The sequence below is a fragment of the Pseudomonas sp. GP01-A4 genome (assembly GCF_058780865.1).
This window is the reverse complement of sequence record NZ_JBYSWF010000062.1, coordinates 21463-47660: the sequence shown is the minus strand read 5'-3', so window position 1 is coordinate 47660 and position 26198 is coordinate 21463. Positions and strand designations below refer to the sequence as shown.

The window sequence follows — 26198 nt, the reverse complement described above, 5'->3', positions numbered from 1 at the left end:
CCCGCTGGGCTGCGTAGCGGCCCCAAAAAAGCGGGAGCGCTGCGCACTCCAGCGGGAGCAAGCTCCCTCGCCACATTCAGCGCAGTTATTTATTGCGGGTAATAAAGTCGCGAATCCGCGTCGCCGCTTCCACGCACTCCGCCAGCGGCGCGACCAGCGCCAGGCGTACACGCCCGGCGCCCGGGTTGACCCCGTCCACTTCCCGCGACAGGTACGAGCCCGGTACCACGGTCACGTGTTCTTCCACGAACAAGTCCCGGCAGAACGCCGCATCGTCGCCCTTCACATTCGGCCACAGGTAGAAGCCGCCGTCCGGGTTTTGCACGTCCAGCACCGGCTTCAGGATCGCCAGCACCGCATCGAACTTCTCCCGGTACAGGTCACGGTTGGCCTGCACGTGGGCTTCGTCCTGCCAGGCAGCAATGCTCGCCAGTTGGGTTTGCACCGGCATCGCGCAACCGTGGTAGGTGCGGTACAGCAGGAAGCCCTTGAGGATATCGGCGTCGCCGGCCACAAAGCCCGAACGCAGGCCCGGCAGGTTGGAGCGCTTGGACAGGCTGTGGAACACCACGCAACGCTTGAAGTCCTGGCGGCCCAGTTCCACGCAGGCGCTGAGCAGGCCTGGCGGCGGGGTTTGTTCGTCGAAGTACAGCTCGCTGTAGCACTCGTCGGCGGCGATCACGAAGTCGTATTCGTCGGCCAGGGCGATCAGCTTTTTCAGGGTGTCGACGGGAATCAGTGCACCGGTGGGGTTGCCTGGCGAGCACAGGAACAGGATCTGGCAGCGTTTCCAGATGTCCGGCGATACCGCGTCGAAATCCGGGTTGAAGCCGTTTTCATCCAGGCACGGCAGGTAATGCGGCTTGGCCCCGGCGAGGAACGCCGCCCCTTCGTAGATCTGGTAGAACGGGTTCGGGCTGACCACCAGCGCGTCGTCGCCGCGGTTGACCACGGTCTGGGTGAAGGCGAACAGCGCTTCACGGGTGCCGTTCACCGGCAGGATGTTGCGCGCCGGGTCAAGCCAGCCCTTGGGCACGCTGAAACGGCGTTCACACCAGGCGCCAATGGCTTCGCGCAGGGCGGGAATGCCCAGGGTGGTGGGGTACACCGCCATCTGGTCCAGGTTGTTGGCCAGCGCCTCGGCGACAAACTGCGGGGATTTGTGCTTCGGCTCACCGATGGACAGGGCGATGGGGCGTTTGTCCGGGTTCGGCGTGACGCTGCCCAGCAGGACGCGCAATTTCTCGAACGGGTAGGGCTGCAGCTGGTTCAGGGCGTTGTTCATCGATAAATCTCGTTCAATTCATTGGAAGCTGAAAATGGGCGGTCGGTCAGATGCTCAAGCGTGACATCTCGACGCCGGTCTCCTGATTGACGCTCAACTGCTGGACGATGGCTTCCTGCAAGCGTCGGCACAGTTCAGGGTCGGAAAGCGGCTGGTTGTCGGCATCGGTAATGAAGAACACGTCTTCCACCCGCTCGCCCAGGGTCGCAATCTTGGCGTTCTGCAACGACAGGTCGAACTCCAGGAATATCGTGCCGATCCGTGCCAGCAGGCCCGGGCGGTCCGGCGCGCTGAGTTCCAGCACCGTCACCGGGCGCTGGGCGTCGTTGTGGATGGTCACCTCGGGGGCAAAAGCAAAGTGCTTGAGCTGGCGCGGCACCCGACGCTGGATGATGGTCGGGTAGTCGTCAGGATTGCGCAGCGCGTCGGTGAGGCCTTTGCGGATCTTTTTCACCCGCTCCGGGTTGTCGCCGATGGACTCGCCTTCTGTGTCGAGCACGATGTAGGTGTCGAGGGTGAACTGGCTGCTGGAGGTGATGACCCGGGCGTCGTGAATGTTCAGGTTGAGCTGGTCCATCGCCGCCACGGTCACGGCGAAGAAGTCGTGCTGGTCGGGCGCGTAGATGAAGATCTGGGTGCCACCCTCGAACTCGCGCTGGGTGGTTTCCTTGATCAGCACCAGTGGGCCGCCATCGGCCGGCTGCTGCAGGATCGCGTCGCTGTGCCAGGCCACGTCGCCGGCGGTGTGGCGCAGGAAGTAGTCGTCTCCCAGTTGCGACCAGAGTTGCTCGACGTCGTCCGGGTCATTGCCGCCACGCACCAGAATATCCAGGGCCGCGCTTTGGGTGCGGCGGATCTGTTCTTCGCGGTCCACCGGGTTCTCCAGGCCGCGACGCAGCGCGCGCTTGGTCTCGGTGTAGAGCTGGCGCAACAGGCTGGCGCGCCAGGAGTTCCACAGCGTCGGGTTGGTGGCGTTGATGTCGGACACGGTGAGCACGTACAGGTAGTCGAGGCGGGTTTCATCGCCGACGGCCTGGGCAAAATCGTGGATCACCTGCGGGTCGGACAAGTCCTTGCGCTGGGCGGTGGTGGACATCACCAGGTGGTTCTGCACCAGCCACACGATCAGGCGGCTGTCCCACAGCGGCAACTGGTGACGCTGGCAGAACGCTTCGGCGTCCACTGCGCCAATTTCCGAGTGATCGCCATGCCGGCCCTTGCCGATGTCGTGGTACAGGCCGGCGAGGTAGATCAATTCCGGCTTGGGCAGACGCGCCATGAGCTTGCTGGCCAGCGGGAATTTCTCTGACACCTGGGTGTACTGCAACTTACGCAGGTGCTTGATCAGGTTCAGGGTGTGGGCGTCCACCGTGTAGATGTGGAACAGGTCGTGCTGCATCTGCCCGACGATAAAACCGAACTCCGGCAGGTAGCGCCCCAGGATCCCGTAGCGGTTCATGCGACGCAGGTTGCGGTGGATGCCGATCTTGCACTTGAACAGCTCGATAAACAGGCTGGTATTGCGGATGTCGTGGCGGAAATCGTCGTCGATCAGGTGACGGTTTTCCCGCAGCAGGCGAATGGTGTCGGCGCGTACGCCCTTGATTTCCGGCTGCTGGGCCATCAACACGAAGATTTCCAGCATGGCGAACGGCGTGCGTTTGAACACGTTGTCGTTGCGTGCCTCGATATAGCCATCGTGGAGCTGGAAGCGCGCGTTGATCGGCTGCGGCGGTGCTTCGTCTTCCGGGGCCAGGATCACTTCTTCGAAGTGCTGGATGATCAGGTCGCTGAGCTGGGCAATGCTCATCACCACGCGGTAGTACTGCTGCATGAAACTTTCGATGCTGGTCTTCGCGTCTTCGCCTTCAAACCCCAGCAGGGTGGCGATGGAGCGCTGGTGGTCGAACAGCAGGCGGTCTTCGGAGCGCCCGGCCAGCATGTGCAGCGCGTAGCGCACTTTCCAGAGGAATTCCTGGGAGGAGGCCAGCAGGGCGTTTTCGCTCTCCACCAGGAAGCCTTCCCCGGCCAGGGCGCGCAGGTTCAGGGTGCCGTACTGGCGACGGGCGACCCACAAAATCGTCTGGATGTCCCGCAGCCCGCCCGGGGAGCCTTTGACGTTGGGTTCCAGGTTGTATTCGGTGTCGTTGTACTTGTGGTGCCGGGCTTTCTGCTCGGCACGCTTGGCCAGGAAGAAGTCCTTGCTTGGCCACATGTGCGCGGTGCTGGTGACTTCCAGCATGCGCTGGCGCAGGCGCTCGGGGCCGGCGATGGTGCGGCTTTCCATCAGGTTGGTGATCACCGTCAGGTCGGCGCGGGCTTCCTGGGCGCACTCGTCCACCGAGCGCACGCTTTGGCCGACTTCCAGGCCAATGTCCCACAACAGCGTCAGAAAACGCTCGATGGAGTCGCGAAAGATCTCGTGATCGGCGCTGTCCAGCAAGATCAGCAGGTCGATGTCGGAGTAGGGGTGCAGTTCGCCACGGCCGTAGCCGCCGACCGCCACCAGGGCGATATCGGCGTCTTCACTCCAGCTGAACTGTTCCCAGGCCTTTTGCAGGATGTTGTCGACGAACCAGGCGCGGTCCTCGATCAGCCGGCGGATATCGCGGCCGCTACGAAAGCGCCCGTCGAGCACCTCGCGGGCCTGACGAATGGCCTTCTTGAAGGCTGCGATGGGGCTGGCCTTCAGTGCCAGTTCCGCCTGGAACTGGCCACGGTCGAAGAGTTCGGGATCCACCTGGGGCATCGATCGGTTTTCCTTTCTATCTATGGGTCACAGCGTCGCTATTAGAAAACCGGTGCAAACATTACGCCGAAACGCGGGGAATCGTGTCGTCGGCACGCAGGGTGAAGATCTCGTAGCCGGTGTCGGTCACCAGCAGGGTGTGTTCCCACTGCGCCGAGAGCTTGCGGTCCTTGGTGATGGCGGTCCAGCCGTCGCCCAGCACCTTGGTGTCGGCCTTGCCCTGGTTGATCATCGGCTCGATGGTGAAGGTCATGCCTGCCTTGAGTTCCATGCCGGTGCCGGCGCGGCCGTAGTGCAGGATCTGTGGCTCTTCGTGGAACACCTTGCCGATGCCGTGGCCGCAGAACTCGCGCACCACCGAGAAGCCGTTCTTTTCAGCGTGCTTCTGGATGATTTCACCGATGTCACCCAGGCGGCAGCCAGGCTTGACGATCTCAATGGCCTTGTACATGCATTCCTGGGTGACTTGCGACAGGCGCTCGGCCCAGACCGGCACGGTGCCGACGTGGAACATGCGGCTGGTGTCGCCGTGGTAGCCGTCCTTGATGACGGTGACGTCGATGTTCAGGGTGTCGCCGTCCTTCAGCGGCTTGTCGCCGGGAATCCCGTGGCACACCACGTGGTTGATCGAGGTGCAGATCGACTTGGGGAAACCCTTGTAGTTCAGCGGCGCAGGGATGGCCTTTTGCACGTCGACGATATAGTCGTGGCAAATGCGGTCCAGCGCTTCGGTGGTGACGCCGGGCTTGACGTGTTCGGCAATCATTTCCAGGACGTCGGCAGCCAGTTTGCCGGCAACACGCATGCCAGCGATATCTTCGGCGGTTTTGAGGGTGACGGTCATACAGGCTCTCTCTAGCGCGACGCGCTGAAATCAATACGGTTTACGGGTGTGCGACAAAAGGTTGCAGAATTCGCACAAGCCCAAAAAACGCGATTCTAGCAGACGCAAGGGTGAAACCATGAGCGTCTGGCGATCGCTTCTGTCTATAAGGATGGGGGCATTCTGGCTCTATTCAAAGGCTTAGGCAAAAGCGACTGACGGCAAATGTGATTGCGGGTTTCGTTTTTGCAAGCTCTGTGGTATAAAATGCGCCGCTTTCCGGGGATACCCCGCAAAGCTTAAATCCACACACGTGTCGACACGATGACCTGGGTGCCGGAGGCGAATGCCGCTGGTTGGTCATTGGGATACGTGGAGGCCAAACCCGACTTATTAAGGAACTATCATGTCCCAAGTCAACATGCGCGATATGCTGAAGGCCGGTGTGCACTTCGGTCACCAGACCCGTTACTGGAACCCGAAAATGGGTAAATACATTTTCGGCGCGCGTAACAAGATCCACATCATCAACCTTGAAAAAACCCTGCCAATGTTCAACGAAGCTCTGACTTTCGTAGAGCGCCTGGCCCAGGGCAAAAACAAGATTCTGTTCGTCGGCACCAAGCGTTCCGCTGGCAAGATCGTTGCTGAAGAAGCAGCACGTTGCGGTTCGCCGTACGTCGATCACCGCTGGTTGGGCGGCATGCTGACCAACTTCAAAACCATCCGTGCTTCCATCAAGCGTCTGCGTGACCTTGAAGTGCAAGCCGAAGACGGTACTTTCGCCAAGCTGACCAAGAAAGAGGCGCTGATGCGCACTCGCGACCTGGAAAAGCTCGATCGTTCCCTGGGTGGTATCAAGGACATGGGCGGTCTGCCTGACGCACTGTTCGTTATCGACGTTGATCACGAGCGCATCGCGATCACCGAAGCCAACAAGCTGGGCATCCCGGTTATCGGCGTAGTCGATACCAACAGCAGCCCGGAAGGCGTTGACTACATCATCCCAGGCAACGATGACGCAATCCGCGCTATCCAGCTGTACATGGGTTCGATGGCTGACGCTGTAATCCGTGGTCGCAACCACGTTGCTGGCGGTACCGAGCAGTTCGTTGAAGAAGCTCCGGTAGCTGCAGCTGAGTAACTGACGCCTTGGCGTTGACTCAGTAAGCAAAAAGGGGGCTTGGCCCCCTTTTTGCCACCTCGAAAACCATTTGTCGGCAGCGCAGCTACAACATTTGTAACGTGCAGCGGCCTACAAGGGTGGTTCGGGAAGAATTGATCGCCCGTTCAATCGGGTGGAATGGTTGAAAACCTATCCAAGAGGATTTTGAAAATGGCAGAGATTACTGCAGCGTTGGTTAAAGAACTGCGTGAGCGTACCGGCGAAGGCATGATGGATTGCAAAAAGGCCTTGACCAAGGCCGGCGGCGACATCGAAAAAGCCATTGATGACATGCGTGCTTCGGGCGCCATCAAGGCTGCCAAGAAAGCAGGCAACGTCGCTGCTGAAGGCGCCATCGCAATCAAGGAAGACGGCAAATCGGCCGTTATCCTGGAAGTTAACTCGCAGACCGACTTCCTGGCCCTGCAAGACGACTTCAAGAACTTCGTCGCTGCCAGCGTTGAAAAAGCATTCGCTGACAAGCTGACCGACGCCGCTCCGCTGATCGAAGCTCAAGAAGCTGATCGTCTGGTTCTGGTGGGTAAAGTGGGCGAGAACGTTAACATTCGTCGCCTGACCCGCGTTGAAGGTGACGTTGTGGGTGCTTACCTGCACGGCAACAAGATCGGTGTTGTGGTTGCCCTGAAAGGCGGCAACGTTGAACTGGCCAAAGACATCGCTATGCACGTAGCGGCCAGCAACCCTGAATTCCTGCTGCCATCGGAAGTTTCTGCTGAAGCCATCGAACGCGAGAAAGCCGTGTTCCTGCAGCTGAACGAAGAGAAAATCAAAGGCAAGCCTGAAAACATCGTTGAAAACATGGTCAAGGGCCGTATCAGCAAGTTCCTGGCTGAGGCTTCCCTGGTTGAGCAGGCGTTCGTCAAGAACCCTGAAATCAAGGTTGGCGAACTGGCCAAGAAAGCCGGTGCTGAAATCGTTTCCTTCACCTACTACAAGGTAGGCGACGGCATCGAGAAGCCGGTCGACAACTTCGCTGAAGAAGTTGCTGCCCAGCTGGCTGCCACCAAGAAGTAAGACAGTTTTTAACTGTCGCCCAAAAGAGGCTGCCCGCTTACGCGCGCAGCCTCTTTTCAAATGGGGTGATCGATTTTTATTGGTTTCCCTTTGGAACTGGCTTACAAAGCCGTGTTCCGATGGCGCTGTGACAGCGTCAAGCTAGAGTGAACGCAGGCCGTAAACGGCTTGCCAAGAATTTTCAAAAAATACGCCGCAGGAGAGATTCGCAATGGCTCAGCAGGGCAGTGGTCATCAGGCTCGCTATAAACGCATTCTACTCAAGCTTAGCGGCGAGGCCCTGATGGGCTCGGAAGAGTTTGGGATCGATCCCAAAGTACTCGATCGCATGGCGCTGGAAGTCGGCCAGTTGGTCGGTATCGGTGTCCAGGTCGGTCTGGTGATTGGCGGCGGCAACCTGTTCCGTGGCGCGGCACTCAGCGCTGCCGGCATGGATCGGGTGACAGGCGACCACATGGGCATGCTGGCCACTGTGATGAACGCCCTGGCCATGCGTGATGCGCTGGAGCGCGCCAATATCACCGCGATCGTGATGTCGGCTATTTCCATGGTTGGTGTAACGGATCACTATGATCGTCGCAAGGCCATGCGTCACCTGGATGCCAAGGAAGTCGTGATTTTTGCGGCCGGTACCGGCAACCCATTCTTTACCACCGATTCGGCAGCTTGCCTGCGTGGTATCGAGATCAACGCGGACGTGGTGCTCAAGGCCACCAAGGTTGACGGTGTCTACACTGCAGACCCATTCAAAGACCCGCATGCCGAGAAGTTCGATCATCTGACTTATGATGAAGTACTGGATCGCAAGCTGGGCGTGATGGACCTGACGGCAATTTGCTTGTGCCGCGACCACAAGATGCCGCTGCGCGTATTTAACATGAACAAGCCCGGCGCCCTGCTGAACATCGTACACGGCGGCGCGGAAGGGACTCTGATCGAGGAAATCGAACAATGATCAACGAAATCAAAAAAGACGCTCAAGAGCGCATGCAAAAATCCCTGGAATCCCTGAACCATGCGTTTGGCCAGATTCGTACCGGCAAGGCCCACCCAAGCATCCTGGGCAGCGTGATGGTGCCTTACTACGGCGCTGATACCTCGATCACCCAAGTGGCCAACATCACTGTAAAAGATTCGCGCACCCTGCAAGTCGTTGCTTTCGAGCGCAACATGCTCGGCGCCGTCGACAAGGCCATCCAGAGCGCCGGTTTGAACCTCAATCCGACCAACCTGGGCGAATTGCTGCTGATCTCCATGCCTGCCCTGACCGAAGAAACCCGCAAGGGCTTCACCAAGCAGGCGCGCAGTGCAGCGGAAGACGCACGTGTTGCCGTGCGCAACATCCGTCGTGATGCCTTGGGTGACCTGAAGAAGCTGGTCAAGGACAAGGAAATCAGCGAAGACGAAGAGCGCCGTGCCGTTGCTGATATCGACAAGCTGACTAAAGATGCCGAGGCCCAGATCACCAAGGCCACGGAAGATAAAGAAAAGGACCTGATGGCCGTATAAGGGGTCAGGACGCCTTCATGGAAAAGACCAAGCAGACTGTGCCCTCCGTGGTGCCGCGCCATGTCGCGATCATCATGGACGGGAATAATCGCTGGGCGAAGAAGCGCTTTATGCCGGGCGTTGCCGGGCATAAGGCGGGTGTCGACGCTGTACGAGCCGTGATTGAGGTGTGCGCCGAGGCCAAGGTCGAAGTATTGACCTTGTTCGCGTTCTCCAGTGAAAACTGGCAGCGCCCGGCCGAGGAGGTCAGTGCCTTGATGGACCTGTTCTTCAAGGCCCTGCGCCGCGAGGCCAAGCGCCTGAACGAGAACAACATCAGCCTGCGTATCATCGGTGACCGTTCGCGGTTTCATCCGGAGCTGCAGGCGGCCATGCGCGAAGCCGAGGCGATCACTGCCGGCAGCAACCGTTTTGTGCTGCAGATCGCAGCCAACTACGGCGGCCAGTGGGATATTGCCCAGGCCGCGCAGCGTCTGGCGCGGGAAGTGCAGGCCGGCCATCTGCGCCCGGAAGACATCACCCCCGAACTCTTGCAAACCTGCCTGGTGACCGGCGACCTGCCGTTGCCGGACCTGTGCATTCGTACCGGTGGCGACCATCGCATCAGCAACTTCCTGTTGTGGCAGTTGGCCTATACCGAACTGTACTTCTCCGACCTGTTCTGGCCGGACTTCAAACACGATGCCATGCGCAATGCGCTGGCCGATTTCGCTTCCCGTCAGCGTCGCTTCGGTAAAACGAGCGAGCAGATCGAAGCTGGAGCCCGGGTTTAATGCTTAAACAACGAATCATCACGGCGCTGATCCTGCTGCCTATTGCCCTGTGCGGGTTTTTCCTGCTTGAAGGTGCGAACTTCGCGCTGTTCATCGGCCTGGTTGTGACCCTGGGTGCCTGGGAATGGGCGCGCCTGGCGGGTTTCGCCGCGCAGTTGCCTCGTGTGGGGTATGCCGCTGTCGTGGCGTTGTTGATGTTCCTGATGTACATCCTGCCGGACGTGGCGCCCTGGGTGCTGGGTGCGGCGGTGTTGTGGTGGGCGTTGGCGACCTATCTGGTGCTGACCTATCCGGGCACCAGCAGTCATTGGTCCAGTGTCGCCTGCAAGCTGGTGATTGGCCTTTTGATTCTGTTGCCTGCCTGGCAAGGCCTGGTCTACATCAAGCACATGCAACTGGGTAACTGGCTGATCATGGCGGTGATGGTTCTGGTGTGGGGTGCCGATATCGGCGCCTATTTCTCCGGGCGTGCCTTCGGCAAGCGCAAGCTGGCGCCGGCGGTCAGTCCGGGCAAAAGCTGGGAAGGCGTTTATGGCGGCCTGGCGTTGACCCTGGTGATTACCGTGGTGGTCGGTGTGGTGCGTGGCTGGACCGTCAAGGAAATGCTACTGGGCCTGGTGGGCGCAGCCGTGGTGGTGTTCATCTCGGTGGTCGGTGACCTGACCGAAAGCATGTTCAAGCGCCAGGCCGGGATCAAGGACAGCAGTAACCTGCTGCCGGGTCACGGTGGCGTGCTGGACCGTATCGACAGCCTGACTGCCGCGATCCCGATCTTTGCCGTATTGCTGTGGATGGCTGCCTCGTGAGCCGCCTGCAACAGGTAACCGTGCTGGGCGCTACCGGCTCGGTGGGGCTAAGCACCCTGGATGTGATTGCCCGTCATCCCGAGCGTTATCAAGTATTCGCCTTGACCGGTTTCAGTCGCCTGAGTGAACTGCTGGCACTGTGTGTGCGGCACGCGCCGCAATACGCAGTAGTGCCCGAAGCGGCAGTTGCACGTGGTTTGCAGGATGACTTGCGCGCTGCGGGCCTGGCGACTCAGGTATTGGTGGGGGAGGAGGGGTTGTGCCAGGTTTCGGCAGACCCTGAGGTCGACACCGTGGTTGCGGCGATTGTCGGCGCTGCCGGCTTGCGCCCGACCCTGGCGGCCGTTGATGCGGGCAAGAAGATTCTGCTGGCCAACAAAGAAGCCCTGGTGATGTCCGGGGCACTCTTCATGCAGGCGGTGCGCAAGAGCGGCGCCGTGCTGTTGCCGCTCGACAGCGAGCACAACGCGATTTTCCAATGCATGCCGGGTGATTTCGCCCGCGGGTTGAGCCAGGTCGGCGTGCGCCGGATTCTGCTGACAGCCTCCGGTGGCCCGTTCCGGCAGACGCCGCTGGCCGATCTGGAACATGTTTCTCCCGATCAGGCGTGCGCTCACCCGAACTGGTCCATGGGGCGCAAGATCTCGGTGGATTCAGCGAGCATGATGAACAAGGGCCTGGAGCTGATTGAGGCCTGCTGGTTGTTCGATGCCCGGCCGGACCAGGTCGAGGTGGTGATCCACCCGCAAAGTGTGATTCATTCCCTGGTGGACTATGTGGATGGCTCGGTATTGGCCCAACTGGGCAATCCGGACATGCGTACGCCGATCGCCAATGCCCTGGCATGGCCTGAGCGGATTGACTCGGGTGTTGCGCCGTTGGATCTGTTTGCCATTGCCCGTCTGGACTTCGAAGCGCCCGACGAGCAACGCTTCCCTTGCCTGCGTCTTGCGCGGCAAGCTGCGGAGGCGGGTAACAGTGCCCCGGCGATGCTGAATGCGGCCAATGAAGTGGCTGTGGCGGCGTTTCTGGACCGGCGCATCCGCTTTCCGCAGATCGCGGGTATCATCGAGGACGTTTTGAGCCTTGAGCCCGTCGTCCCGGTGAATGATCTGGGCGCGGTGTTCGAAGCGGATGCAAAGGCCCGGGCCTTGACCGAGCAGTGGTTGAGCCGCAATACGCGTTAGCCTCTGGGTGTGTTCAAGCCTTCAGGCACTGGATTGAAATGCGGAGAAATTAGATGAGTGCGCTCTACATGATTGTCGGCACCCTGGTTGCTCTGGGTGTGCTGGTTACCTTCCACGAGTTCGGCCATTTCTGGGTCGCGCGTCGTTGCGGCGTCAAGGTACTGCGCTTTTCCGTAGGCTTCGGCATGCCGTTGCTGCGCTGGCACGACCGTCGTGGCACCGAGTTCGTAATTGCGGCCATTCCATTGGGCGGCTACGTCAAGATGCTCGACGAGCGCGAAGGCGAAGTGCCGGCTGATCAGTTGGATCAATCCTTCAACCGCAAGACCGTTCGTCAGCGCATCGCCATCGTCGCGGCAGGCCCGATCGCGAATTTCCTGTTGGCGATGGTGTTCTTCTGGGTCCTGGCCATGTTGGGTAGCCAGCAGGTGCGTCCGGTGATCGGTGCCGTCGAGGCCGACAGCATGGCGGCGAAGGCCGGCCTGACTGCCGGGCAAGAAATTGTTGCAGTTGATGGCGAACCAACCACCGGCTGGGGTGCCGTCAATTTGCAGTTAGTGCGTCGCCTGGGTGAAAGCGGCATCGTGAAACTGGTGGTGCGCGATCAGGATTCCACCACCGAAACCTCGCGCGAGCTGGCCCTGGACCACTGGCTGAAAGGCTCCGATGAGCCTGACCCGATCAAATCCCTGGGCATTCGCCCATGGCGTCCGGCCTTGCCGCCGGTGCTGGCGGAGCTGGATCCGAAGGGGCCGGCCCAGGCCGCGGGTCTGAAAACCGGTGATCGCCTGCTGGCCCTCGATGGCCAGGCGCTGAGTGACTGGCAGCAGGTGGTCGACCTGGTGCGTGTACGCCCTGATACCAAAATTGTGCTGAAAGTTGAGCGCGATGGTGCTCAAATCGACGTCCCTGTGACCCTGGCGGTTCGTGGGGAAGCCAAGGCAGCCGGGGGTTACCTGGGGGCCGGCGTCAAAGGTGTCGATTGGCCACCTTCGATGGTTCGAGAGGTCAGCTTCGGGCCGTTGGCGGCGATTGGCGAGGGTGCGAGACGCACCTGGACCATGAGTGTGCTGACCCTCGATTCCCTCAAGAAAATGTTGTTCGGCGAGCTCTCGGTAAAAAACTTGAGTGGACCGATAACCATTGCTAAAGTGGCGGGCGCTTCTGCCCAGTCGGGCGTTGTAGATTTCCTGAATTTCCTGGCTTATCTGAGTATTAGCCTTGGGGTTCTGAATTTGTTGCCCATTCCAGTATTGGATGGGGGGCATCTGTTGTTTTATCTGGTCGAGTGGGCGCGTGGTCGCCCCTTGTCGGATCGGGTGCAGGGTTGGGGGATACAGATCGGTATCAGTTTGGTGGTCGGGGTGATGTTATTAGCCCTGGTCAACGATCTGGGACGACTGTAACGCTTCGCTGAATTGCGAATCTGCCGCATTTTGCGGCAGTTTGTTTATTGCCAGTTGGAATAAGAAAGGACTTCATGAAACGTCTGCTGCTAACTGCGGTTCTCACCGTATTGATGATCGCCGAAGTTCACGCCGAGTCCTTCACCATCTCCGATATTCGCGTCAACGGCCTCCAGCGGGTTTCCGCGGGTAGCGTCTTTGGTGCCTTGCCGTTGAACGTCGGGGAACAGGCTGATGACCGTCGCCTGGTGGAATCCACTCGTGCGCTGTTCAAAACCGGGTTCTTTCAAGATATCCAACTGGGTCGCGAAGGTAACGTCCTCGTCATCACTGTCGTCGAGCGACCTTCTGTCGCCAGTATCGAGATCGAAGGCAACAAGGCGATCTCCACTGAGGACTTGATGAAAGGCCTCAAGCAATCCGGCCTTGCCGAAGGCGAGATCTTCCAGCGTGCCACCCTCGAAGGCGTGCGTAACGAACTGCAACGCCAGTACGTTGCCCAGGGTCGTTACTCGGCTACCGTCGAGACCGAAGTGGTGCCGCAACCGCGTAACCGCGTCGGCCTGAAGGTCAACATCAACGAAGGCACCGTGGCGGCCATCCAGCACATCAACGTGGTGGGTAACACCAAGTTTGCTGATGACGACCTGATCGACCTGTTCGAACTCAAGACCACCAACTGGCTGTCGTTCTTCAAGAACGATGACAAGTATGCCCGTGAAAAACTCTCCGGTGACCTGGAGCGCCTGCGTTCCTACTACCTGGACCGCGGCTATATCAACATGGATATCGCTTCGACCCAGGTGTCCATCACCCCGGACAAGAAGCACGTCTATATCACTGTCAACGTCAACGAAGGCGAGAAGTACAAGGTTCGTGACGTCAAGCTCAGCGGCGACTTGAAAGTGCCTGAAGACCAGGTCAAGTCCCTGTTGCTGGTGCAGAAGGACCAGGTGTTCTCGCGCAAGCTGATGACCACCACCTCCGAGCTGATCACCCGTCGCCTGGGTAACGAAGGCTATACCTTCGCCAACGTCAACGGCGTACCGACCCCGCACGACGAAGACCACACCGTGGACATCACCTTCGTTGTAGACCCGGGCAAGCGTGCCTACGTGAACCGCATCAACTTCCGTGGCAACACCAAGTCTGCCGACGAAGTGCTGCGCCGCGAAATGCGTCAGATGGAAGGTGGCTGGGCGTCGACTTACCTGATCGACCAGTCCAAGGTTCGCCTCGAGCGCCTGGGCTTCTTTAAGGAAGTCAACGTTGAAACCCCGGCTGTACCGGGTGTGGATGACCAGGTTGACGTGAACTACGCCGTAGAAGAGCAAGCCTCCGGTTCGATTACCGCCAGTGTCGGTTTCGCCCAGAGTGCCGGCCTGATCCTCGGTGGTTCGATCACCCAGAACAACTTCCTCGGTACCGGTAACAAGGTTTCCATCGGCCTGACCCGAAGCGAATACCAGAGCCGCTATAACTTCGGTTATGTCGACCCCTACTGGACTGCTGACGGCGTGAGCCTGGGCTACAACGCCTTCTATCGTACAACCGACTACAAAGACCTCGACGTTGACGTTGCAAGCTATGCAATCGACAGCTTCGGTGTTGGTGCCAACATTGGTTACCCGATCAGTGAGACCTCGCGTCTGACCTTCGGCCTGACCGCGCAGCAGGACAAGATCAAGACCGGTGTGTACACCGTGGATGAGATCTTCAACTTCGTGCGTAAAGAAGGCGACCAGTTCCTGAACTTCAAGGCTTCGGCCGGTTGGTCGGAATCGACCCTGAACAAAGGCGTACTCGCGACCCGCGGCCATTCCCAGAGCCTGACCCTGGAAGCCACCACGCCGGGCAGCGACCTGTCGTTCTTCAAACTCGACTACCGTGGCCAGTTGTTCCAGCCTTTGAGCGAAAACTACACCATGCGCCTGCACACCGAGCTGGGTTATGGCGACGGTTACGGTTCGACCAGCGGCTTGCCGTTCTATGAGAACTACTATGCGGGTGGTTTCAACTCGGTACGTGGTTTCAAAGACAGCACCTTGGGTCCTCGTGGTACCCCAAGCCGTGGCGTGGGTGTGACCGGTAACCAGGGGACTGTGGCTGACTCGGACAACGACCCGCTGCCATTCGGTGGTAACGTGCTGATCCAGGGTGGTGCTGAGATTCTGTTCCCGCTGCCATTTGTTAAAGATCAACGTTCCCTGCGTACTTCGGTCTTCTGGGATGTGGGTAACGTATTCGACTCCAAGTGCGAACAGGTCACCAACCCGAATGGCTCGAAGTCCAACACGCAGTGCAACGACGTGAGCTTCAGCAACCTGGCAAGCTCTGTCGGTGTCGGTGTGACCTGGGTTACCGCGCTTGGCCCATTGAGCTTTGCTCTGGCCATGCCGGTCAAGAAACCGGATAACGCTGAAACCCAGATTTTCCAATTCTCCCTCGGCCAGACGTTCTAAGCGTCTGACCCAAGATAACGACAACGGATTCTGTAGGAGTGCATCGTGCGTAAGTTGACTCAATTGGTTCTCCTGGCGACTGTCCTGGTAGCGACCCCGGCCTTTGCCGAAATGAAAATTGCCGTTCTGAACTATCAGATGGCGCTGCTGGAATCCGATGCGGCCAAGAAATATGCCGTAGATGCCGAGAAGAAATTCGGTCCTCAACTGACCAAGCTCAAGACGCTGGAAAGCAGCGCCAAGGGCATCCAGGATCGTCTGGTAGCCGGTGGCGACAAGATGCAGCAAGGCGAGCGCGAGCGTCTGGAGCTTGAATTCAAGCAAAAGGCCCGTGACTACCAGTTCCAGTCCAAGGAGCTGAACGAAGCCAAGGCTGTTGCCGACCGCGAAATGCTCAAGCAGCTGAAGCCGAAACTCGACAGCGCTGTGGAAGAAGTCATCAAGAAAGGTGCCTTTGACCTGGTATTCGAACGCGGTGCAGTCATCGACGTTAAACCTCAGTACGACATCACCCGTCAGGTGATCGAGCGCATGAATCAGCTGAAGTAAGCCATGACTGCGACTATCAAGCTCGGCCAATTGGCCGAGTTCCTGGGAGCCACCTTGCGTGGCTCCGCGGAGAAGGAAATCACTGGGCTAGCCACCTTGCAGGAGGCTGGCCCAGCTCAGTTGAGCTTCCTGGCAAACCCCCAATACCGTAAATACCTGGGCGAAAGCCGCGCCGCAGCCGTGCTGCTGAAGGCCGCTGACGCCGAAGGTTTTGCCGGGGACGCGCTGGTTGTTGCCGATCCGTACCTGGCGTATGCCCGGGTGTCGCACCTGTTCGATCCGAAACCCAAGGCCCCCGCCGGTATCCATCCGACGGCGGTGATCGCCGATGACGCTCAGGTTGACCCTGCCGCGAGCATCGGTGCTTTTGTGGTGATTGAAAGCGGTGCACGCATCGGGGCGGGTGTAACGCTGGGTGCCCAGTGTTTTATCGGCGCGCGCAGCGAGATTGGTGCCGGTGGCTGGCTGGCTCCGCGTGTGACCCTGTACCACGATGTGCGTATCGGTGAGCGTGTGGTGATTCAGTCCGGTGCCGTGATTGGCGGCGAGGGCTTCGGCTTCGCCAACTCGAAGGGTGTCTGGCACAAGATTGCCCAAGTGGGCGGCGTGTTGATTGGCGATGACGTTGAAATTGGCGTCAACACTGCCGTTGACCGCGGGGCCCTGGCCGATACCGTCATTGGTAACGGCGTGAAACTGGATAACCAGATTCAGATCGCCCACAACGTGCAGATTGGCGATCACACCGCCATGGCCGCCTGTGTGGGGATCTCCGGCAGCACCAGGATCGGCAAGCATTGCATGCTCGCCGGGGGTGTTGGCCTGGTGGGCCATATCGAAGTGTGCGACAACGTATTCATCACCGGCATGACCATGGTGACCCATTCGATTACCGAGCCTGGGTCCTATTCATCCGGTACGGCCATGCAGCCTGCGGCCGAATGGCGCAAGAGCGCGGCGCGTCTGAGGCAGCTCGACGATATCGCTCGGCGCCTGAAACATCTGGAAAAGCGTGTTGGGGACGTGACCCCTGACGGTAATGCTTCATCAGATGGCTGATACCATTTCCATATCAAGTGTGCACAGCCGCTAGACTGCCTCCTTGATTTGCTAGAGGGGCGTGCCTTAGTCCGCACGCTCCCAATCTTTATTACAGGCTTCCCCCCGAAATGATGGACATCAACGAGATTCGCGAATACCTGCCTCACCGTTACCCGTTCCTGCTGGTGGACCGGGTCACGGACCTCAATGTTGAGGAAAAGCGCATTCGTGCCTACAAGAATGTCAGCATCAACGAACCGTTCTTCAACGGTCACTTCCCTGCGCATCCCATCATGCCAGGCGTATTGATCATCGAAGCGATGGCCCAGGCTGCCGGTATCCTTGGTTTCAAAATGCTCGACCTGAAGCCTGCCGATGGCACGCTCTACTATTTCGTGGGCTCTGACAAACTGCGCTTCCGCAACCCGGTAACTCCGGGTGACCAGTTGATCCTTGAAGCCAAGTTCATCAGCTGCAAGCGCCAGATCTGGAAGTTCGAATGCCAGGCCTCGGTCGACGGCAAGCCGGTGTGCTCGGCTGAAATCATCTGTGCGGAACGCAAACTATGAGTTTGATTGACCCTCGCGCAATCATCGATCCGACGGCCGTACTGGCCGCCGACGTTGAGGTCGGCCCTTGGTCGATCGTCGGCGCAGGTGTGGAAATCGGCGAGGGGACAGTCATCGGGCCGCATGTGATCCTCAAAGGCCCGACGAGGATTGGCAAACACAATCGTATCTATCAGTTCTCATCGATAGGCGAAGACACCCCGGACATGAAGTACAAGGGTGAAGAAACACGTCTGGTAATCGGTGATCACAACATCATCCGTGAAGGCGTGACCATTCACCGCGGTACCGTCCAGGACCGTGCCGAGACTACCCTGGGTGACCACAACCTGGTGATGGCTTATGCGCATATCGGTCATGACAGCGTAATCGGCAACCATTGCATCCTGGTCAACAACACTGCGTTGGCCGGCCATGTGCACGTTGACGATTGGGCGATCCTGTCCGGCTTTACCCTGGTGCATCAGTACTGCCATATCGGCGCCCACAGCTTTTCCGGCATGGGTACCGCCATCGGCAAGGACGTTCCGGCGTTCGTCACCGTATTCGGCAACCCGGCCGAGGCCCGCAGCATGAACTTCGAAGGCATGCGCCGTCGGGGCTTCAGCGAAGACGCGATCCACGCCCTGCGCCGCGCCTACAAGGTGGTTTACCGCCAGGGGCTGACGGTCGACCAGGCCTTGATCGAACTGACGGAGCCAGCCGCATTGTTTCCGGAAGTCGCGATATTCCGTGACTCTATCCAGTCGTCGACTCGCGGCATCACCCGCTGATCATGGCCAGGCTGCGTATAGCGTTGGTGGCCGGAGAAGCTTCCGGCGATATTCTCGGTGCAGGCCTGATGCGGGCCCTCAAGCTCCAGCATCCGGCGGTTGAATTCATCGGTGTCGGCGGTCCGTTGATGCAGGCTGAAGGCCTGACGTCCTACTTCCCTATGGAACGCTTGTCGGTCATGGGGCTGGTGGAGGTGCTGGGCCGTTTGCGCGAGCTGCTGGCCCGTCGCAAAAAGCTGATCCAGACCCTGATCGAAGAAAAGCCCGACGTCTTTATCGGAATCGACGCGCCGGACTTCACCCTCAATATCGAACTCAAATTGCGTCAGGCCGGGATCAAGACCGTGCATTACGTCAGCCCGTCCGTGTGGGCGTGGCGGCAAAAGCGCGTGCTGAAGATTCGCGAAGGCTGCGACCTGATGCTGACCCTGCTGCCCTTCGAGGCCAGGTTCTACGAAGAGAAGGGCGTCCCGGTGCGGTTTGTCGGGCACACCCTGGCCGATACCATTCCTCTGCAGGCCGACCGTGCTGCCGCGCGTGCCGAACTGGGTTTGCCCGAAGGTCCGCTGGTGGCCTTGATGCCGGGGAGCCGTGGTGGCGAAGTCGGTCGTCTCGGCGCGCTGTTTTTTGATGCAGCCGAACGCCTGCAGGCGCTGAAGCCGGGTGTGCGCTTCGTATTGCCATGCGCCAGTCCTCAGCGCCGTGCACAAATTGAAGAATTGCTTGTAGGGCGCAACTTGCCGTTGACCCTGCTCGACGGGGGCTCGCACCTGGCACTGGCGGCGTGCGATGCGGTGCTGATCGCCTCCGGCACCGCGACCCTTGAGGCCTTGCTCTACAAGCGCCCAATGGTCGTTGCCTATCGCCTGGCGCCGCTGACCTACTGGATTCTCAAGCGTATGGTCAAAAGCCCCTACATCTCCCTGCCGAATTTGCTGGCCCAGCGTCTGTTGGTGCCCGAGTTGTTGCAGGACGATGCGACGCCTGAAGCCCTGGCGCAAACCCTTTTCCCGTTGATCGACGGTGGCGAAGAGCAGACCCGTGGTTTCGACGAAATTCACCGCACCTTGCGCCGTGATGCGTCGAACCAGGCGGCGGATGCCGTGCTGACGTTGATCGGTCATAAGCAGGAAGTCCTATGAAGACGCAAATGGGCCTGGATTTCAGCCTGGTCGCCGATGCCCTTGACCTGGTTGCCGGTGTTGACGAAGTCGGACGCGGCCCGCTGTGCGGCGCAGTCGTCACCGCCGCGGTGATTCTCGATCCAAACCGTCCGATCCTTGGCCTCAACGATTCGAAGAAACTCACCGAAGCCCGTCGCGAAAAACTCTACGACGAGATCTGCGAGAAAGCCCTGAGTTGGCACATCGCCCGCGCTGAAGTCGAAGAGATCGACAAACTGAACATCCTGCACGCCACCATGCTGGCCATGCAGCGCGCCATTGAAGGCCTGCATATCACGCCAAAAATGGCGATGATCGACGGCAACCGCTGCCCGAAGCTGACGATGCCCGCAGAAGCGGTGGTCAAGGGTGATAGCAAAGTGCCGGCGATTGCCGCTGCATCGATCCTGGCCAAGGTCAGCCGTGACCGTGAAATGGCGGCTTTCGAATTGATCTATCCCGGCTACGGCATCGGCGGGCACAAAGGCTATCCAACGCCCGTTCATCTGGAAGCTTTGGCTCGCCTGGGCCCGACCCCGATCCACCGCCGCTCGTTTGCCCCGGTTCGCCAGGCTTTCGAGGCTCGGGAAAGCCTGATCGAGGTTTAGCAGCAAGGCTGATGTTTTTGCCAAGGCCCGGTACAATCCGGGCCTTGTTGTCTCCACGTTTTGTACAGGATCACTATGCCGGCTTCATTCGTTCACCTGCGCCTGCACACTGAATACTCCCTGGTCGACGGCCTGGTACGGATCAAACCCCTGGTCAAAACGCTGGTGGGCATGAACATGCCTGCCGTGGCGGTGACCGACCAGAACAACATGTGTTCCCTGGTCAAGTTCTACAAGGCCGCCATGGGCGCCGGCATCAAGCCGATCTGCGGTGCCGACCTGTGGCTGTCGAACAAGGATCCGGATAACCCACTGAGCCGCATCAGCCTGTTGGCGATGAACGGCGTGGGTTACCGCAACCTCACCGAACTGATTTCCCGTGGCTTTATCGATGGCCAGCGCAATGGCTCGATCATCATCGAGCGCGAGTGGGTGGCCGAAGCCAGCGAAGGGCTGATCATGCTCTCGGCGGCCAAAGAAGGTGAAATCGGTATCGCGCTGTTGGGCGGCAATCCTCATGAGGCTGAAGTGCTCGCCCGTGAGTGGATGGAGGTGTTCCCCGACCGTTTCTACCTGGAAATCCAGCGCACCAACCGCCCCAACGATGAAGAGCAGTTGCACGCCGCTGTGGCCCTGGCTGAAAAGCTTGGCGCGCCGCTGGTGGCGACCAACGATGTGCGCTTTATCAAGAAGGAAGACTTCGAGGCCCACGAAACCCGCGTATGCATCGGCGAAGGCCGGGCGCTGGACGATCCGCGCCGCTCGAAAAACTACAGCGAAGAGCAGTACCTCAAAAGCGCCGATGAAATGGCCGAGCTGTTCAGTGACCTGCCCGAGGCCCTGGAAAACTCCGTCGAAATTGCCAAGCGCTGCAATATTGAAGTGAAGCTGGGCAAGCACTTCCTGCCCAACTTCCCGATTCCCGATGGCATGACCATCGACGAGTATTTCCGCAAGGTGTCCTTCGACGGCCTCGAAGAACGCCTGAGCGTCCTGTTGCCCAAGGACACCACGCAAGATTACGAGGCCAAGCGCCAGGTCTACGTCGACCGGCTGAATTTCGAGCTGGATATCATTATCCAGATGGGGTTCCCCGGTTACTTCCTGATCGTAATGGACTTTATCCAGTGGGCCAAAAGCAACGGCGTGCCGGTGGGGCCTGGCCGTGGATCGGGTGCTGGGTCGCTGGTGGCCTATGTGCAGAAGATCACCGACCTCGACCCGCTGGAATACGACCTGCTGTTCGAACGTTTCCTTAACCCGGAACGGGTATCGATGCCCGACTTCGACGTCGACTTCTGCATGGATGGTCGCGACCGGGTTATTGAGTACGTGGCCGAGAAATACGGGCGCAACGCGGTAAGCCAGATCATCACCTTCGGTTCCATGGCGGCGAAAGCGGTAATTCGCGACGTGGCCCGGGTACAGGGCAAGTCCTACGGCCTGGCTGACCGCCTGTCGAAGATGATTCCGTTTGAAGTCGGCATGACCCTGGAAAAAGCCTACGAGCAGGAAGAAATCCTGCGGGACTTCATCAAGGTCGATGAAGAAGCGGCTGAAATCTGGGACATGGCGCGCAAGCTCGAAGGCGTGGTGCGTAACGTCGGTAAACACGCCGGTGGTGTAGTAATCGCGCCTACCAAGCTGACCGACTTTTCGCCGATCTATTGCGACGAAGAAGGCGACGGCCTGGTAACCCAGTTCGACAAGGACGACGTGGAGGCGGCCGGCCTGGTGAAGTTCGACTTCCTCGGCCTGCGTACCCTGACGATCATCGACTGGGCGCTGAAGACCATCAACCGCGACCGCGCCAAGGTCAATGAGCCACCGCTGGATATCGCGTTTATCCCGCTGGATGACAAGCCGACCTACAGCCTGCTGCAAAAAGCCGAAACCACGGCCGTGTTCCAGCTTGAATCCCGCGGCATGAAAGAGCTGATCAAAAAGCTCAAGCCCGACTGCCTGGAAGACTTGATCGCACTGGTGGCCCTGTTCCGTCCGGGCCCGCTGCAATCGGGCATGGTGGATGACTTCATCAACCGTAAGCACGGGCGTGCCGAGCTGGCTTACCCGCACTCCGACTACCAGTACGAAGGTCTCAAGCCGGTACTGGCACCGACCTACGGCATCATCCTGTATCAAGAACAGGTGATGCAGATTGCCCAGGTCATGGCCGGCTATACCCTCGGCGGCGCGGACATGCTGCGTCGAGCCATGGGTAAGAAAAAGCCCGAGGAAATGGCCAAGCAGCGCGGTGGCTTCATTGAAGGTTGCGCCACCAACAACATCGATGCCGACCTGGCCGGTAACATCTTCGACCTGGTGGAAAAGTTCGCCGGTTACGGCTTCAACAAATCCCACTCTGCCGCCTATGGCCTGGTGTCTTACCAGACTGCGTGGCTGAAGGCTCACTACCCGGCGCCGTTCATGGCGGCGGTACTGTCTGCGGATATGCACAACACCGACAAGGTCGTGACCTTGATCGAGGAAGTGCGCACCATGAAGCTGCGCCTCGACGCGCCGGACGTGAACACTTCCGAGTTCAAGTTCACGGTGAACGACGAAGGCCGCATCATCTATGGCCTCGGCGCGATCAAGGGCGTGGGCGAAGGCCCGGTGGAGGCGATTACCGAAGCGCGTCAGGACGGGCCGTTCAAGGACCTGTTCGATTTCTGCGCCCGGGTCGACCTCAAGCGCATCAACAAACGTACTCTGGATGGCTTGATCCGCAGCGGCGCCCTGGATCGCCTGGGTCCGTACTTCCATGACGAGCCGAAGGCGTACCAGGCCAATATCGACCGCAACCGCGCGGTATTGCTGACCGCCATGGAAGAAGCGATCAAGGCCGCCGAGCAGACCGCACGCACCCACGACAGCGGCCACGCCGACCTGTTTGGCGGGCTGTTCGTCGAAGAAGATGCCGACGTCTACGCCAACCATCGCAAGGCCAAGGAGCTGACCCTCAAGGAACGCCTCAAGGGTGAGAAAGACACCCTGGGCCTGTACCTCACCGGTCACCCGATTGACGAATATGAAGGTGAAATCCGGCGTTTCGCCCGCCAGCGCATCATCGACCTGAAGCCGGCGCGGGATACCCAGACCGTCGCAGGCATGATCATCGCGCTGCGGGTGATGAAGAATAAAAAGGGCGACAAGATGGGTTTCATCACCCTCGACGACCGCTCGGGCCGGATCGAAGCCTCGCTGTTTGCCGATGCATTCCATTCCGCCCAGTCGCTGTTGCAGACCGACGCGATGGTGGTGGTGGAAGGGGAGGTCAGCAACGACGACTTCTCCGGCGGCCTGCGCCTGCGGATCAAGCGCGTGATGAGCATGGAAGATGCACGCACCAACCTGGCCGAAAGCCTGCGCCTGAAGGTCAGGACCGATGCGCTCAAGGGCGATCAGCTACGCTGGTTGGGTGACTTGCTTAAACGCCACCGTGGCGCCTGCCCGGTGACCATGGAGTACACCGGCAACGACGCCAAGGCGATGTTGCAGTTTGGTGAGACGTGGCGAATTGACCCCGCCGATGGCTTGATTCAAGCATTGCGTGACCAGTTCGGGCGTGACAACGTCTTCCTCCAATACCGTTGACGGTCAGGCAGTACGAAGATCGCCTGATCTCGACCGAACATTTAATCTCGACCTAACCGCGCCTCTCCCTTAAGGTAGGGCGCGAATAGACAACCGGCTGGCCAGGCACTCCTTGGCCGTCGACCCAAGACGGACGCTTATGAACCCGAATTTTCTTGATTTCGAACAGCCGATCGCTGACCTGCAAGCCAAGATCGAAGAGCTGCGCCTGGTCGGCAATGACAATTCGCTGAATATCGGCGATGAAATCGCTCGCCTGCAAGACAAGAGCAGCACGCTTACCGAAGACATCTTCGGCAAGCTGACCAGCTGGCAGATCGCGCGCCTGGCCCGCCACCCGCGCCGTCCGTACACCCTGGACTACATCGACCATATCTTTACCGAGTTCGATGAGCTGCACGGCGACCGTCACTTCTCCGACGACGCCGCCATCGTGGGCGGTATCGCTCGCCTGGACGACCAGCCAGTGATGGTCATCGGTCACCAGAAAGGCCGTGAAGTGCGCGAGAAAGTCCGCCGCAACTTCGGCATGCCGCGCCCTGAAGGCTACCGCAAGGCGTGTCGTCTGATGGAAATGGCCGAGCGCTTCAAGATGCCGATCCTGACCTTCATCGACACCCCGGGCGCCTACCCGGGTATCGACGCTGAAGAGCGCAACCAGAGCGAAGCGATTGCCTGGAACCTGCGGGTAATGGCGCGCCTGAAGACGCCAATCATCGCTACCGTGATCGGCGAAGGCGGTTCCGGCGGCGCATTGGCGATTGGCGTCTGCGACCAGCTGAACATGCTGCAATATTCCACCTACGCGGTGATCTCGCCGGAAGGTTGCGCCTCGATCCTGTGGAAAACCGCCGAGAAGGCACCGGATGCCGCGGAAGCCATGGGCATCACTGCCGATCGCCTGAAAGGCCTGGGTATCGTGGATAAAGTGATCGCTGAGCCATTGGGCGGCGCCCACCGTGACCCGGCTGCCGCTGCCGCGACCATTCGTGCCGAACTCAGCTCGCAGCTGGCGATGCTCAAGAAGTTCGACAACGAGGCGCTGCTGGCCCGTCGTTACGAGCGCCTGATGAGCTACGGTCTCTAAGCCGACGCGTTACTAAATGTGGGAGCTGGCTTGTGTGGGAGCGGGCTTGCTCGCGAAGGCGGTGATTCAGTCAAGATAGTTGGCGACTGACACACTGCATTCGCGAGCAAGCCCGCTCCCACATTTGCCTTGTGTATGCTGGTTACCGCATTCCAGTTTGATGGCGTACTTTGCTATGAAGCCCACCTTAACCGCCAAGCTCCTGCAAATCCTCGCCCCCTGGCGCAACGCCCCGGCCTGGCATATCGCCTTCTCCGGCGGCCTCGACTCCACCGTCCTGCTGCACCTCCTGGCCACTCTGGCCAAAACCGACAAGCTTCCGCCACTCAGTGCTATCCATGTTCATCATGGGCTGCAAGCTGCGGCGGATGCGTGGCCGGCCCATTGCCAGTCCGTGTGCGACGCCTTGTGCGTGCCTTTGCGGGTGATCCGCGTGCAAGTGCAACAAGGTGCAAGCCTGGAGCGCGCGGCCCGTGACGCGCGGTATCAGGCGTTTGCCGAGGTCACCGGGGCAGGGGAGTTGCTGGTCACGGGCCAGCACCGTGACGATCAGGCAGAAACCTTACTGTTTCGGCTGTTGCGTGGGGCTGGCGTGCGTGGCCTGGCGGCAATGCCCGCGCAGCGCCCTTTGGCAGATGGCTATCTGGTGCGACCCTTGCTGGATGTGTCTCGCGCCGAGCTTGAAGCCTACGCCCGTGAACATCAATTGACCTGGATCGAAGACCCGTCGAACGCTGATCCGCGTTTCTCCCGCAATTACCTGCGCCACCATGTTTTCCCACACCTGACTGAACGTTGGCCCCAAGCCGTCAGCACCATGGCCCGCAGCGCCGAACATCTGAGCGAAGCCCACGGCTTGCTCGACGAACTGGCGCAGATAGACCTGCTGGCCGCCAGCCAGCACCCGGTGTTTCCCTGGCTGGCATTGCCTTCGCTGACCCTTGAACCGCTTGCCGCGCTCTCCGAGGCCCGCCAGCGCAACGCACTCATGCACTGGCTGACACCGCTGACACGCTTGCCCGATAGCGACCACTGGACCGGCTGGGCGACCTTGCGCGACGCCAAACACGATGCACAGCCACTGTGGCGCCTGGCCGACGGTCAATTGCACCGTTGTGGTGGACTTATCTGGTGGTTACCTGCCAGTTGGTCGGAATTTTCTGACGCATCGGTGAGCTGGCCGCACCCGCAAAACCCACTACAGTTACCCGGTAACGGCCAAGTGCGCTTCAGCGGCAGTGCACCCGAAGGCCCCCTGAGCATCCGTTATCGCCAGGGCGGTGAAATCATGGAATTGCCAGGCCGGGGCCGGCGCGACCTGAAGCGCTTGCTTAACGAAAGTGCGGTGCCAGGTTTCATCCGTGGCAGATTGCCGCTGCTGTATCAGGGCCAGCAATTGCTGGCTGTGGCCAACCTGCCGGGGCTTGCGGCGGGTGGCGGTACCGGCTGGCAATTACATTGGATGCCACCAACCTGCGATCAAGGTTTGAGCTGATAGAGCCTTTCCGGTAGACTACGCTCCCTTCTTGATACAACTTCTGTGGATTCGCCTGAATCGCAGCAGTTGCCGATTACCAAGCAGTCTTTGCTGGGCGATTCCAAAAAATGTGT

Annotated in this window: 21 protein-coding genes; 18 read left to right on the top strand and 3 right to left on the bottom strand. The window is 59.6% G+C overall.

The genetic code is table 11. From position 1 onward, the window contains the following. Positions 1 to 85: 85 nt before the first annotated feature. From dapC to map, 3 genes are all read right to left on the bottom strand, one after another. Positions 86 to 1285: a succinyldiaminopimelate transaminase gene (gene dapC / locus AC3WKX_RS27115; RefSeq protein WP_087694928.1), complete on the bottom strand. Its 1200-nt coding sequence runs from the start codon at positions 1283 to 1285 to the stop codon at positions 86 to 88. 46 nt (positions 1286 to 1331) lie between these two features. Then, complete coding sequence (locus tag AC3WKX_RS27110; RefSeq protein ID WP_008432241.1) at positions 1332 to 4034, bottom strand: [protein-PII] uridylyltransferase; 2703 nt, start codon at positions 4032 to 4034, stop codon at positions 1332 to 1334. 61 nt (positions 4035 to 4095) lie between these two features. After that, positions 4096 to 4878, bottom strand: coding sequence for a type I methionyl aminopeptidase (gene map / locus AC3WKX_RS27105; RefSeq protein ID WP_003219332.1), 783 nt, complete (start codon positions 4876 to 4878; stop codon positions 4096 to 4098). 385 nt (positions 4879 to 5263) lie between these two features. Between map and rpsB the strand changes: the two genes are divergently transcribed. From rpsB to tilS, 18 genes are all read left to right on the top strand, one after another. Next, complete coding sequence (gene rpsB / locus AC3WKX_RS27100) at positions 5264 to 6001, top strand: 30S ribosomal protein S2 (RefSeq protein ID WP_003219330.1); 738 nt, start codon at positions 5264 to 5266, stop codon at positions 5999 to 6001. 192 nt (positions 6002 to 6193) lie between these two features. Beyond that, entirely contained in the window at positions 6194 to 7057 is an 864-nt protein-coding gene (tsf, locus tag AC3WKX_RS27095) for a translation elongation factor Ts (RefSeq protein WP_008432237.1), read from the top strand. Positions 7058 to 7268: 211 nt separating this feature from the next. Beyond that, positions 7269 to 8012, top strand: coding sequence for a UMP kinase (pyrH, locus tag AC3WKX_RS27090; protein ID WP_003219327.1), 744 nt, complete (start codon positions 7269 to 7271; stop codon positions 8010 to 8012). Continuing rightward, positions 8009 to 8566 carry a ribosome recycling factor gene (gene frr, locus AC3WKX_RS27085; RefSeq protein WP_003219325.1) on the top strand — a complete coding sequence of 186 codons (558 nt, stop codon included), beginning with the start codon at positions 8009 to 8011 and terminating at the stop codon, positions 8564 to 8566. Before pyrH ends, frr begins: the two co-directional genes overlap by 4 nt. A gap of 17 nt (positions 8567 to 8583) precedes the next feature. Beyond that, entirely contained in the window at positions 8584 to 9339 is a 756-nt protein-coding gene (gene uppS / locus AC3WKX_RS27080) for a polyprenyl diphosphate synthase (RefSeq protein ID WP_003219323.1), read from the top strand. Further along, positions 9339 to 10145: a phosphatidate cytidylyltransferase gene (locus AC3WKX_RS27075; RefSeq protein WP_102605549.1), complete on the top strand. Its 807-nt coding sequence runs from the start codon at positions 9339 to 9341 to the stop codon at positions 10143 to 10145. Before uppS ends, AC3WKX_RS27075 begins: the two co-directional genes overlap by 1 nt. Then, on the top strand, positions 10142 to 11332 hold the full coding sequence (gene ispC / locus AC3WKX_RS27070; RefSeq protein WP_087694925.1) for a 1-deoxy-D-xylulose-5-phosphate reductoisomerase: 1191 nt from the start codon (positions 10142 to 10144) through the stop codon (positions 11330 to 11332). Before AC3WKX_RS27075 ends, ispC begins: the two co-directional genes overlap by 4 nt. A 53-nt stretch (positions 11333 to 11385) precedes the next feature. Then, positions 11386 to 12738, top strand: coding sequence for a sigma E protease regulator RseP (gene rseP / locus AC3WKX_RS27065; protein ID WP_008432227.1), 1353 nt, complete (start codon positions 11386 to 11388; stop codon positions 12736 to 12738). Between the two features lie 74 nt (positions 12739 to 12812). Beyond that, positions 12813 to 15200, top strand: coding sequence for an outer membrane protein assembly factor BamA (gene bamA / locus AC3WKX_RS27060; protein ID WP_008432225.1), 2388 nt, complete (start codon positions 12813 to 12815; stop codon positions 15198 to 15200). 45 nt (positions 15201 to 15245) lie between these two features. Then, positions 15246 to 15749: an OmpH/Skp family outer membrane protein gene (locus AC3WKX_RS27055; protein ID WP_003219314.1), complete on the top strand. Its 504-nt coding sequence runs from the start codon at positions 15246 to 15248 to the stop codon at positions 15747 to 15749. A 3-nt stretch (positions 15750 to 15752) separates the two neighbouring features. Then, positions 15753 to 16808: a UDP-3-O-(3-hydroxymyristoyl)glucosamine N-acyltransferase gene (gene lpxD / locus AC3WKX_RS27050; RefSeq protein WP_008432224.1), complete on the top strand. Its 1056-nt coding sequence runs from the start codon at positions 15753 to 15755 to the stop codon at positions 16806 to 16808. Between the two features lie 110 nt (positions 16809 to 16918). After that, entirely contained in the window at positions 16919 to 17359 is a 441-nt protein-coding gene (gene fabZ, locus AC3WKX_RS27045; protein ID WP_003219309.1) for a 3-hydroxyacyl-ACP dehydratase FabZ, read from the top strand. Next, the gene (lpxA, locus tag AC3WKX_RS27040; RefSeq protein ID WP_003219308.1) at positions 17356 to 18132 is read left to right on the top strand and encodes an acyl-ACP--UDP-N-acetylglucosamine O-acyltransferase; all 777 of its coding nucleotides are present in this window, start codon (positions 17356 to 17358) and stop codon (positions 18130 to 18132) included. The genes fabZ and lpxA overlap by 4 nt, the downstream gene beginning before the upstream one ends. 2 nt (positions 18133 to 18134) lie before the next feature. Beyond that, positions 18135 to 19274, top strand: a complete 1140-nt coding sequence (lpxB, locus tag AC3WKX_RS27035; protein WP_102605548.1) for a lipid-A-disaccharide synthase — start codon at positions 18135 to 18137, stop codon at positions 19272 to 19274. Then, a complete protein-coding gene (gene rnhB / locus AC3WKX_RS27030; protein WP_003219305.1) occupies positions 19271 to 19903 on the top strand; it encodes a ribonuclease HII in 633 nt (210 codons plus the stop codon). Before lpxB ends, rnhB begins: the two co-directional genes overlap by 4 nt. Positions 19904 to 19978: 75 nt before the next feature. Further along, positions 19979 to 23500 carry a DNA polymerase III subunit alpha gene (gene dnaE, locus AC3WKX_RS27025; protein ID WP_102605547.1) on the top strand — a complete coding sequence of 1174 codons (3522 nt, stop codon included), beginning with the start codon at positions 19979 to 19981 and terminating at the stop codon, positions 23498 to 23500. Between the two features lie 139 nt (positions 23501 to 23639). Beyond that, positions 23640 to 24587: an acetyl-CoA carboxylase carboxyltransferase subunit alpha gene (locus tag AC3WKX_RS27020; RefSeq protein ID WP_003219302.1), complete on the top strand. Its 948-nt coding sequence runs from the start codon at positions 23640 to 23642 to the stop codon at positions 24585 to 24587. Between the two features lie 175 nt (positions 24588 to 24762). After that, positions 24763 to 26082: a tRNA lysidine(34) synthetase TilS gene (tilS, locus tag AC3WKX_RS27015; protein WP_102605546.1), complete on the top strand. Its 1320-nt coding sequence runs from the start codon at positions 24763 to 24765 to the stop codon at positions 26080 to 26082. Positions 26083 to 26198 lie beyond the last annotated feature (116 nt).